We start from the raw sequence: 10,964 nt of genomic DNA, 5'->3' as shown, positions 1-10,964 counted from the left end.
GCCCCCGGGCCCTACCGACCCCGCGCCCTCTACAGCGCACAGATCAACCAGCACCTCTATCTCGCTGCTGGACACACAGGCCGATTCGGGAATTCGCGCGCCTTCTCTACCAGCCCCCTCGTTCTCACCCACGACCGAGCGGGTCGGCTCGTCGGAGTCAGCGGCTTGGACTCCGGCCCCGACGTGATGGCTCTCGTGCCGCGCCTCCACACCTCGATCACGCCGATGTTGACAGCAGAATCCGACCCCTCGACACATACCCCCTAGGGGTATATGGTGGGGTGCATGAACGCTGGCAACCCCCCACACCGTCACGACCACGGAGAACCCGGCATGCAGCACTCTCATCCTTCCCCCACGCCTCATGGCGCCCACACCGGTATTGCTGAGCACGACGCACCCGAGGCGCATCACGACCACGGAACTCACGGAGACCACTCGGGACACGAGGGTCACTCAGGGCACGGGGGCCACGCCGGGCACGGGGACCACGTCGGGCAGTTCCGGCGGCTGTTCTGGATCAACCTGATCATCGCGGTCCCAGTTGTCGTGTTCTCGCCGATGTTCGCGATGCTGCTCGGGTACAGCGTTCCCGAGTTCCCCGGCGCTCTATGGATCGCCCCGGTTCTCGGCACAGTCATGTACATCTGGGGCGGCCGCCCGTTCCTCACCGGCGCCGTTTCCGAGATCCGTTCCCGTCAGCCCGGGATGATGCTCCTGATCGGGCTCGCGATCACGGTCGCGTTCATCGCCTCTTGGGGTGCGACTCTCGGGATCCTCGACCACCAGCTCGAGTTCTGGTGGGAGCTCGCCCTGCTGATCGTGATCATGCTGCTGGGCCACTGGGTCGAGATGCGTTCCCTCGCCCAGACCACCTCCGCGCTCGACTCTCTGGCCGCACTGCTGCCGGACATGGCAGAACGCATCGAAGGGGGCGAGCTCGTGAGCGTCTCGCCCAACGAGCTGCAGCGAGGCGACCTCGTCCTCGTCCGCCCCGGGGCGAGCGTCCCGGCCGACGGCACGATCCGGGAAGGCCGCGCCGACGTGGACGAGTCCATGGTCACCGGCGAGTCTCGCCCAGTGACGCGCTCCACCGGAGACTCCGTCGTGGCGGGCACCGTCGCCACCGACTCCAGTCTCCGCATCGAAGTCACCGCCACGGGCGACGACACCGCCCTCGCCGGTATCCAGCGCCTGGTCACCGAGGCGCAGAACTCCTCGTCCCGGGCCCAGCGCATCGCGGATACCGCTGCGGCGTGGCTGTTCTGGTTCGCTCTCGGCGCTGCCGTGATCACCGCGATTGTCTGGTCGCTGCTCGGGATGCCAGATGAGGCCGTCGTTCGCACGGTGACGGTCCTGGTCATCGCTTGCCCCCATGCGCTGGGGCTCGCGATCCCGCTGGTCGTCTCCATCGCCACCGAGCGGGCCGCCCGCGGCGGAGTCCTGGTAAAGGACCGTCTGGCGCTGGAAGCAATGCGGACAGTCGACGCCGTCCTGTTCGACAAGACCGGCACCCTCACGAAGGGTGAGCCCGTCCTCGCTGAGATCATCACCCGCGGCGTGGACGAGACCGTGATGCTGACCCTGGCAGCTGCCGCCGAGGCGGAGAGCGAGCACCCGCTCGCCCGCGCCATCGTCGCCAAGGCACAGGCCGAGGGAGCCCAGATTCCTGCGGGCTCCGACATCAGCTCCACCCCCGCGTTGGGCGTGAGTGCCCAGGTGGACGGGCACGAGATCCGCGTGGGCGGTCCCCGCCTGCTCGAGGAGACCGGAGCGAGCGAGGTCGAAGAGGCTGAGGCCTGGCGCCGGGAGGGCGCGATCATTCTTCACGTCCTGCGGGACGGTGAGATGATCGGCGGTCTCAAGCTCACCGATGAAGTGCGCCCCGAGTCTCGCGAGGCCATCGATGCGCTGCACAACTTGGGCGTCGAGGTCGTCATGATCACCGGAGACGCCGAGGCGGTCGCGAACAGCGTCGGCAAGGAGCTCGGTATCGACCGTGTCTTCGCCGGGGTGCGACCCGAGGATAAGTCCTCGAAGGTCGCCCAGCTCCAGAAGGAGGGCAAGAAGGTCGCGATGGTCGGCGACGGCGTCAACGACGCCCCTGCACTCGCTCAGGCAGATGTCGGCATCGCGATCGGTGCCGGCACCGACGTCGCGATCGCCTCGGCCGGGGTGGTACTCGCCAGCTCCGATCCGCGCTCGGTACTCTCGGTCATCGAACTCTCCCGAGCCGCCTACCGCAAGATGAAGCAGAACCTCTGGTGGGCCGCAGGCTACAACCTGCTGTCCGTGCCACTCGCAGCCGGGATCCTCGCCCCCATCGGCTTCGTGCTGCCTATGTCCGTCGGCGCGATCCTCATGTCCCTGTCCACCGTCGTCGTCGCCCTGAACGCCCAGCTCCTGCGACGCCTCGACCTGCGTCCGGAAGCGACCGTCGCCGCCATACGAAATCGCCGCTGATCCTCTCTCACCGAACGGAAATACTGATGACCACTGTCCCTGAAACCGCATAAGACCAGGCCTGCCACAGCGGGCCCCACGGATACATCCAAGACAAGCCCCGCTACCTCAACCGTCTCAAGCGCATCGAAGGGCAAGCTCGCGGTATCTCCCGCATGGTCGACGAGGACGTCTACTGCATCGACATCCTCACCCAGATCTCCGCTCTGAACAGCGCGCTCGAGAACGTTGCGTTGGGCCTGCTCGACGACCATCTCCGTCACTGCGTCCTCGATGCCGCCCGCGAAGGCGGAGACGAGGCCGAGAAGAAGCTGAAGGAGGCTTCGGACGCAGTACGGCGCCTCGTCAAGTCTTGAACCATTCCACCACCACCGACAACGCAATCGATCAACGGCACAGCTTTGGATTCGACCAGGTTGCCCTCGGGCACCACTCACCGCCTTGAGGAACCCGACAACTTCATGAGAATTCGAGCAGGTAACCTCCTTGTCGCGCCGCAGTTCACGGCGTCGCACCCCTGACAGGTCGCGCGAGAACCTACAGCCCTGCACTTGCCCCCTCTCTCGGGGCCTTCCCGCACCTGTCGAGCAGAGCGATCGGCACCCTAGACATCGTCGGCCGTACGATGCGGCCATGGATCACAACGTCTACGTCCTCCTCGAGGTCCGCAACCTCGGGACCTCTGATGCAACGGTCGACCTCCACAAGGTGTGCCCGACCTACGAAGATGCCCTGGAGGTCTACCGGGAGCGGCGCGGGGAGCCGCAGTCCGTTCGCGAGAGCAGCGACGCAGCGGGCACAACATGGTGGCTTGATGAGGACGACTCTGGGACCGCGACCATCACCCGGTACACCCTGCACGGGCCGCTCGAGGAGGCCTGATCCAGGCTCAGGCGTTGTCCGCAACCCTCGCCAGCTGACGGAGTGACGCGCGATCGAGGTACGCGGGCCCACCTTGCCCTGGCCCGTGACCTGTGCTTTCGCGAACTTGCCCCGGCATAGCCGTCTCTCAGAGATGGGCATCCTGGGGGGTCCAGGCGCCAGTGCCGTCCCGGGTGAGCTCGATCGTCACCGTGGCCCAGGTGGGAGTGCTCTCGCCGTCGCGCGCATAGGGCACCATCGCGTACACAACGAGCTGGCCGTCTTCGGCCGCGAGCACCAGCTCGTGAGGGTTGCCGATCCGGACGGCGGCGCCGTCGTCGACGCTGCGGGGGAAGCTCACGGCCTCCTCCGGGCTGGTGAAGGTGTCGCGGATCAGCTGCTCACGATCCTCATCGCTCTGCCCGCCAGGCTGCGCCACAACGGCCGTGAGGGCCTCCTGGACGGGCGCGCGGACCTGCTCGACGCCGTCGGTCCCCAGCGGCAGGGCGGCGCCGTCCGGCGCGGCCATGAAGTCGATCCCCGTGACGATCGGGTGGCCCTCTTCTTCGTGCTCGTGGTCATCCTCGAGCTGGGCGTACTCGAGGACGTAGGAGACGTCCGTCTTCGTCCCCACCGACACCCGACCGTCGCTGATATCCAGAATCTCGTGCCCCGCTGTTCGAGCGAGCTCGCGGTCGCTCGAGAGCAGCGAGGCGTGCAGTGCCGGCGTCACGTTCGGAGCCAAGGCCTGACCCCACTCCTCGTCGGAGGCGTCGGGTTCGGCGTAGCTGTCGATGAACTCCTGGACCTCCACGGGGACCTCCTCGGCCTCCGGCGAGGCGGCCTGTTCAGTCGCTGGCTCGAGAGGTGGTCCATCCGTCACCGCGGGCGCTGCGGCCCCGGACTGCGGGGTCGCCTGCTGCTGCCGATTCTCAGGGTTGAACACCACCAGGGCGAGGACGCCCAGAACAGCTGCCGCCACGACCAGGATGGATTTCAGGCTGACTCGCATCACAGGGTCTCGCTTTCTGGGCCGATCATGCGGCCGATATAAAGGGAACGTCGCGCTCGTGGGCTCTTGTGATCACCCATTCCAGGTGCCAAAATTCTTCATCATGGAAGAGGGCCCCATTCTCAACGCCGTGTTTGTGATAGGAGCTCCATGGAAGGGAATTTGATTTACATGAGCCGTCTGCCGCGAATCCTGCACAGTTGTGTCGGTTGTATCCGCCGGGGAGCCCTGAAATATCTATGGCCGCGCCCATCTGGTGGTTGCTGTAGCCGACGCGAGCGACGTTGCCGCCGGAGAACGATGCCTGCGTCTCCCAGCTGCGGAACGAGGAGCTGAACTGCGGGTTGTAGCCGTCGGCACGGACCGCTTCGAGCCACTTCATGAGATGGGGGGCGACCAGAGAGTTGACGACGACCTCTCCGCGCGCAATTCCACCTAGCTCGCCGTCGCGGCAGTCGCTGCCGGTGCACACGGTGCCGGTGATCGAGCACAGGCGGATGGGGATCCGCTTCCCCTGGTACCCGCCGGTCGCGGCACCGAGATCGGTCGTACCCTCTGGGCACGCCACGTTGGCGGAGTCCTGAGTGAGCTGCTCCTGGGTGGGCAGATCGCCCACCGCGACGTTCACGGGAGCGCTGCATCCGAGGTTGGTATCGGTGAGGCTGCCGCTGGCCTGGCCAACGGGGACTCCCGCGAGCTCGGACATCAGCTTGCGGGCTTCACTCTCGTGCTTGGCGTACTCGCCCTCGTACTGCTCAGCGGGGAGCTGGACGGCCGAGGCAGCCTGCGTCAGGCTCATCGACTCCCAGCCCTCGATGTCCACGAGACCGGAGATGTGCCCGCTTCTGGAAGTGTCGACGCCTCGGAAGAACGCTGTCGCGGCATAGGAGGGGTCGCGCAGCTGTTCGACGGTGCCCCACCCCTGCGAGGGGCGCTGCTGGAAGAGCCCGACGGAGTCGCGGTCACCGCCAGAGAGGTTCTGGAGGGTCGATTCCTGCATGGCCGTCATCAGACCGATCAGCTGTGCCCGCTCGGGCAGACCGAGTTCGGAGCCCGCCTTCATAATCTGTGCGGCCGCACTGAGCTGCTCAGGGGTGTATCCCGCGATGCTCGGGAGTGCGTCCGCCTCAACGGTCAGTGCGGGGGCGCTGCCTGCCGTGCACGCTGGATTCGAGCTTTCCGCAGAGCTACTCGCCCCAGGGGTGAACTGGAAGAACATAGCGGTGACGCCAGCGACCATGCCGATGACGACTACCAGACTCACGGCAACCGCTGCGCCCACGATCTTCTTCATGTCTGTATCCCTTCGTCGTCAGATGGCTCTCAGGCTGCGTTCTTCCTCGCTGTCTGCGCTTTCCGCAGGGTGCGTGAGCTCGTGCGTGGCCGCGGCGTCGCCGAAGCGCCACGCCGGGCGCGCATCTTCGTGTTGAGACGGTCCTTCGCCGAGGGTGCGGAGCCACGATCGCGACCTGGCACGGTCACTGGCTGTTGCGGTCCTCTGGCCCGGGAGGTGCCGGTGGTTGGCCGGCTGTCCGCCCGCGTCTGAGGTGACTGGGTCCGGCTGCGGTGATTGGCCGGCGCCGGCCCAGGGTTCGCTGTGCGCGCAGTTGCGGGAGTCTCGTTGTACGGGCGTCGGGAAGCGGGAGCTGCCCCTCGACGTCGCGAGGCCTTCTGTTCCGGAGCTGGAGCGGGCGACTGATTCGCTCGGCGTTGGGGGCGACCCTTACGACCTCTTTCAGCAGCTGTGGCACCCACCTGCTCGTGCCCTGCGGCACGCGCGTCAGCGTCTCGGGTCGCCCCTGCCCAGGTCCAGTGCTGGGCGCGCTGACGACGCTCGGTTCGCTGCTCGCGCTTCTGCTCGCGCTTGGTCTCCTTCTTCCTCCATGCTTTCTCCCCTCGGTTGTGGGCGATCCCGCGGATCAAACCGTGGCTGGCCTTGTCGTGGATGCCGGCCTTGTGGAGCATTCCGCTACCGAGTCGAGCGGCCATGAACCCAGGACGAGAGACGTGCCTCGAGGCAGCGCGTGCGGGAGATGTAGCGAGGTTCCTCGCGCTGCGTCCTGTCGTGGCCGTGGCATGAGCCAGTCGGGATCCTGCTCGACCTGCCTTATGAGCTACATGGCTGCCGGCGGTCGTCGCAATCCCGGCCGTGAACCCACCGCGGCCGTGTGTTGCTGCGGTGAGCCGCTTGGGAACCGGTACGTTCTGCGCGCGGGCCTGGGTTCGCTCCTTCATCCTCTCGAAGGCCTTCCGCATCTTGACGCGCTGCCGGAAGATCACGGCGATCACGACGATGAGGACGACGTCGACGATGAGGAAGAGGACGATCATGTCCTCCTCCCACTCAGTGAAGAAATACTGGACGACGGCCAGGTAGAGGGCGCTGATCATGATCACGGCCATCAGCCCGAGGATGGACTCGAGGACGTTGATAGCGATACCCAGCAGGCCGCGGTAGGACCCTCCTGGGCCGACAGCGCGGAACAGCTCCCACACGCCCTGCACACCCGCGATGAGCATGTTGATGACCTCGTAGATGATGATTCCTGAACACACCACGGCGATGCCGATCAGCACAGCTGCGCCGAGGAGGATGATCAGCGCCGTCACGAGTGTCACCGATGAAGGATTCTTGATCGTTTCCCCGAAGTCGGGTGAGCACTTGAGCATGGCGTTGGCGAGGTCCTTGCCGGACTTCGTCAGGTTCTCGTTATAGGTCTGTTCGCATCCGCCACCGTCTGCGAGGCCGCCGTAGGCGATGAACTGGTGCGGCTTGCGGACGAAGATCGTGACGATCTGTTCGGCCATCGATCCGGCAGCTTCCGAGGAGCTCGCGTCGCCGGCGGCAGCATCTGGGTTCACGAGCTGCGCGCTGAACTGCTGCCCGCCTTCTTTCGTGCGGGTGAGGATCCCACTCGGGCCGGTCAGCCAGGTAACGGGGTTGGTCACGATCGCGGCGCTGATGCCCCAGGCGGTCATGCTGCCGAGCATGTCGGTGAGGCCCCGTGCCTGCTGACCGATCCACATGCGGGCTATGCCTACCCCGATGGCGAGGGTGATAAGGAGCTCTCGAACTAAGGGGAGCTCGTCGAGCAGCTTGTCTAGAACCTCGGCTGTCTGCTCGACGGGGTAGATGAGGTAGTCCAGCCAGCCGAATCCGACGGTGAGGTCGATCAGTAGCGCTGCTGCGCCGACACCGTAGCGGTAGAGATCCCAGATGAGTTTGACCCACCAGGCCGTCATGGATTGCCCTGCGACCTGGGTGTTCAGCAGGTCGATCAGGTACTCGATGTTGTAGTTGCTGACTTGATACCCAGCGGAGTCGGTGCGGTTGAGAGCCTCGAGAGGGTTCGGCGGGGCCGCTGCCGCCGGCGTCGCGGCCAGGAACATCGTCAAGTAGAGAACGAAACCGATCTCGAGCCATAGCAGCAGACGAGGCCGAGCGAGGACAGCATGAACAAGGTTAGGCACGCGACGTGGGAGGAGCGCGGCGTGGAGGCGCGGCAGAACCTCAGCCATGGGACTGCTCCTTCGGAGTGGTGCTGGAGGCGGCGCGCGAAGCTGCACCGGCTGGCAGTAGCGTCCTGATCCGGCCGATCGTGCCCGTGGCGTCGCGCATGTACGCCTCACCGCGGCGCTCCACAGGCACCTCCCCGCCAATCTGCGGGGAGGTATTCGTCTGCAACTCGCTGACGAGATCCTCGTCCTCGGCATCCATCCCCAGCCACCGCAGCGATCTCTTGGCCAGATTCTCGTCCTCCTGGCGGTGGACGATGCGGATAGGAATGAGGCCGCGCATGGTCTCGTCGCCGAAGTCGTTCTCGGGGTCGTGGCTGCCGAGGATCAGAGCAGCGTTGTGCTTGCGCCCGTCACGGATGAACAGAGTGAGGTCGGCGACGGACAGCTGGTTGCTCGTGGCCATGTGCGCCTCATCCTCGAAGTAGGCGGCGAAGCGGCTCGGGTCGTCGAAACAGATCATTCGGGCGAGGCTGCTGATGAGGGTGTAGGCGGCTCGGCCGAACCTCTTCTCGATGCGCATCACGCGGTAGAGGTGTTCGTGCTCGAGCTCCGTGGTCTTCGGCATCTCGAGTCGGTTTGTGCGGATGACGATCGCCGAGGAAGACTTCCATGGCAGCGGAGGCAGGCTGTCGTCGAACAGGGTGCGCGTGAAGTCCTTGCGGGCATAGACGCTCATCTGGCCAGACAGTGTTTTGGCCTCGAGGTGGTCGTCCTGCTTTCCGAGCTCGGTCAGGTGCTCGAGGAGCGCGCCGAGCCCCTTGATCTTGTGCTCGGCGAGGTACTCCGGGGTCAGCACTTCTCCCAGGAGTACCCCCTCAGTCGAGGTGGGATCCAGGTCCAGCAGGGTGATGAGGAAGTTCGAAGCAATCGTGGCGCCGCGATCAGGGTCGAAGGCTCGCAGCGGGTCAAGGGAGTAGGTGGGATCGGTCATGTCGATGACCGTGGGGTTCGTCAGGGTTTCGACATAGGAGACCCACTCTCCAATCTCGGAGCGATCAGTCGCGATGATCTGTCCGTCGTCACGGTCGACGATGGCCTTCATCAGAATCTTCATGGTTGAGGACTTACCGGATCCAAGTTCGCCGGTGACGCCGACGCAGGCGCTCTTGTCACGCAGCCGCGGCATGTTCGCCAGATTGAGATGGATGTAGGAGAGCAATCCCGAGGTCTGGTTCTCAGCGAACAGAGCTCCCGTGTCGTCGCCCAGCTTGGCAATGGTGATCGGGACGAGGCCGGCGAGGTCGCGGCTGGTGACGATCTGGGCGTACTCGTTGATCTTGGGGGTCAGCGGCGCACCGGGGACGAACGCCCACCACAGGTCCTCCTGGTAGCCCGCCGGGTGAGCGACCGAGAAGTCCTCGTCTTGGAGTACCTTCACGGCCTCCTGGGACCGCTGGACGACATCGGCTGCGCTGTCGGAGCAGACCGCGAAGAGGATCACGGGCTGGATCTCGACCTCGTTGGAGTCGCTCTCCAGCGTCATGTCGTACGAGGTGAGTGCCTCGATAGCGGCATCGAGATCATGCTGTCCGGTACCGACTTCATTCTCTCGCTGGCCGAGCTGATCGTTGATTCGGGTCATCGCGGTCTTGTTCGCACGCTTGGCGGCATCGGAGGACCGGGTGCGCATCCGCAGTACCCAGTCCGCGCCAGGTACATAGCTGTCGATGTCGCCCAGAATCTCGGAGCCTGGCCAGAGCAGACCGCCGGAGGGAAGTCCTGTCAGAGCAAACATCGACTGGTAGGACGCCATCTCCTCCGCGAACATCTGCTCGTCACCGATCTTCACGTAGCGATGCGAGAAGGGGTTCAGCTTTGCGGCCTTGGACTGGTCGTCGCTCTTTCCTCCCTCGTCGATGACTGGCTGACCGATGTGCCGCACCGGCAACACAGTCTCGAGGTCCTCCCGGGTGAAGCCCGTCGCGTCCAGCCCCCTGTACATCAGGTGGTAGTCCAACCACACCTGCTGTGCGACGCTCACCCGCTGCGCTGCGAAGGTCCTGGGGATCATCGCCTCGATCCGCGCGGCCTGGCCGAGCCGATAGTTCAGCTCTTCTTTCGCCACCCCATGGTGAGGAAGTCCTAGATGGGTTTTAACGCGCTCCACTCCGGCTTGCGCGGGCACGGTGAGCTTGCGGATTCCGCCGTTGGTAAGAGGAACGCACAGGAAGTAGAGCCGGTCTCCCGCCTGGGTCCCCTCCAGGCTGTCGAGCCGGGCCTCGGCCTCTTCGGCCCAGGCTTCCCTCTCCTCGAGGTCGACGTCTTCGATCATGCGCTGCACGACGCTCACGGGGTCTTGTGCCACGACGACGCTGAGCAACATGGACTCACCGGTCAGGATGCGGAACATGGCCTGATGCGCGGCTCGTGCTGCTCTCTTCTCTTTCACCGGTCGCATGCCATAGCTCATGCCCTCGAGCTGCCAGATCGCCCAGCAGGTTCCCTGCCGAGTCCACATCAGGTGGCCTGCGCGAATCGATGCTGGGTGAAGCATGGTTACCTCCGTTGTGCGGATGTGGCGAGGATCTGCTGTACCTCGCTGAGCTGATGGGGCATCGGTCTCGTCTGCTGCGGGGCCGGTGCCCTGGACGACGCCACTTCGACCATCAGCGGATCTACCTCGAAGACCTCGTCGCCGAGCTCAGGACTGCCTTCGCCGTCTGAGGTCAGCTCGATCTCCGTCTCCTCCGCTGGGACTGCCGATTCCCACGGGGTACGGGTCGGGGTTGAGCTACGGAGGCGAATCTTCCGAGTCTTCTTGAGCGCAACGTCATTCCCCCCTTGGGTCCCCCAGGACGGTGCGTCGAAGTACCCGATGACGCCGAGCAGGATCAGTAGCGGGTTCCGGCCCTTGAGAGGGACCCGCCCCGCACCAATCGCCGCAGCGCCGGCCACGATCAAGATCGGGATCCAGGCGAGGATCGGGATCCATCCCGTAGCCCAGAACGGCATCGTGAGCTTGCCTGCGTAGGCGACGCCGATAAAGACGACCGCCTGAGTGAGCGTGTACGGGCCGCCCCAGATCTTCCAGTCGCCCACCTTGCCCAGCAGAAATGGGATCTTCCTAGCCTGGGTGTAGAAGCGGACGACGACCTGCTGCTCAGTCATG

At 65.2% G+C, this 10,964-nt stretch carries 8 protein-coding genes; 3 read left to right on the top strand and 5 right to left on the bottom strand.

The genetic code is table 11. The features are described from left to right. Nucleotides 1–333: 333 nt before the first annotated feature. The 3 genes from ACT3T5_RS18110 to ACT3T5_RS18100 all read left to right on the top strand — a co-directional run bounded on the left by ACT3T5_RS18110 (nucleotide 334) and on the right by ACT3T5_RS18100 (nucleotide 3,345). Nucleotides 334–2,463 (top strand): heavy metal translocating P-type ATPase, encoded by a 2,130-nt coding sequence (locus tag ACT3T5_RS18110; protein ID WP_206516183.1) that lies wholly within the window; start codon nucleotides 334–336, stop codon nucleotides 2,461–2,463. Nucleotides 2,464–2,549: 86 nt separating this feature from the next. Further along, the gene (locus ACT3T5_RS18105) at nucleotides 2,550–2,819 is read left to right on the top strand and encodes a metal-sensitive transcriptional regulator (RefSeq protein ID WP_206516184.1); all 270 of its coding nucleotides are present in this window, start codon (nucleotides 2,550–2,552) and stop codon (nucleotides 2,817–2,819) included. A gap of 277 nt (nucleotides 2,820–3,096) precedes the next feature. Then, complete coding sequence (locus ACT3T5_RS18100; RefSeq protein WP_444595140.1) at nucleotides 3,097–3,345, top strand: hypothetical protein; 249 nt, start codon at nucleotides 3,097–3,099, stop codon at nucleotides 3,343–3,345. Between the two features lie 127 nt (nucleotides 3,346–3,472). Here the strand turns inward: ACT3T5_RS18100 and ACT3T5_RS18095 are convergent, their stop codons facing one another. Genes ACT3T5_RS18095 through ACT3T5_RS18075 form a run of 5 tightly spaced genes read right to left on the bottom strand, consistent with a single transcriptional unit; the run spans nucleotide 3,473 to nucleotide 10,963 of the window. Then, entirely contained in the window at nucleotides 3,473–4,336 is an 864-nt protein-coding gene (locus tag ACT3T5_RS18095) for a hypothetical protein (protein WP_444595139.1), read from the bottom strand. Nucleotides 4,337–4,361: 25 nt separating this feature from the next. Next, nucleotides 4,362–5,630: a hypothetical protein gene (locus tag ACT3T5_RS18090; protein ID WP_444595138.1), complete on the bottom strand. Its 1,269-nt coding sequence runs from the start codon at nucleotides 5,628–5,630 to the stop codon at nucleotides 4,362–4,364. A 29-nt stretch (nucleotides 5,631–5,659) separates the two neighbouring features. After that, on the bottom strand, nucleotides 5,660–7,903 hold the full coding sequence (locus ACT3T5_RS18085) for a hypothetical protein (protein WP_444595137.1): 2,244 nt from the start codon (nucleotides 7,901–7,903) through the stop codon (nucleotides 5,660–5,662). Further along, nucleotides 7,848–10,349 (bottom strand): ATP-binding protein, encoded by a 2,502-nt coding sequence (locus ACT3T5_RS18080; protein WP_444595136.1) that lies wholly within the window; start codon nucleotides 10,347–10,349, stop codon nucleotides 7,848–7,850. Before ACT3T5_RS18080 ends, ACT3T5_RS18085 begins: the two co-directional genes overlap by 56 nt. A 2-nt stretch (nucleotides 10,350–10,351) precedes the next feature. Beyond that, nucleotides 10,352–10,963, bottom strand: coding sequence for a hypothetical protein (locus tag ACT3T5_RS18075; RefSeq protein WP_444595135.1), 612 nt, complete (start codon nucleotides 10,961–10,963; stop codon nucleotides 10,352–10,354). Nucleotide 10,964: the final 1 nt, after the last annotated feature.

The sequence above is a fragment of the Brachybacterium sp. AOP3-A1-3 genome, from assembly GCF_052378285.1.
Taxonomy (GTDB): Bacteria; Actinomycetota; Actinomycetes; order Actinomycetales; family Dermabacteraceae; genus Brachybacterium.
Note: the sequence above shows the minus strand (reverse complement) of the source record. Positions and strands in the feature narration are given on the sequence as shown.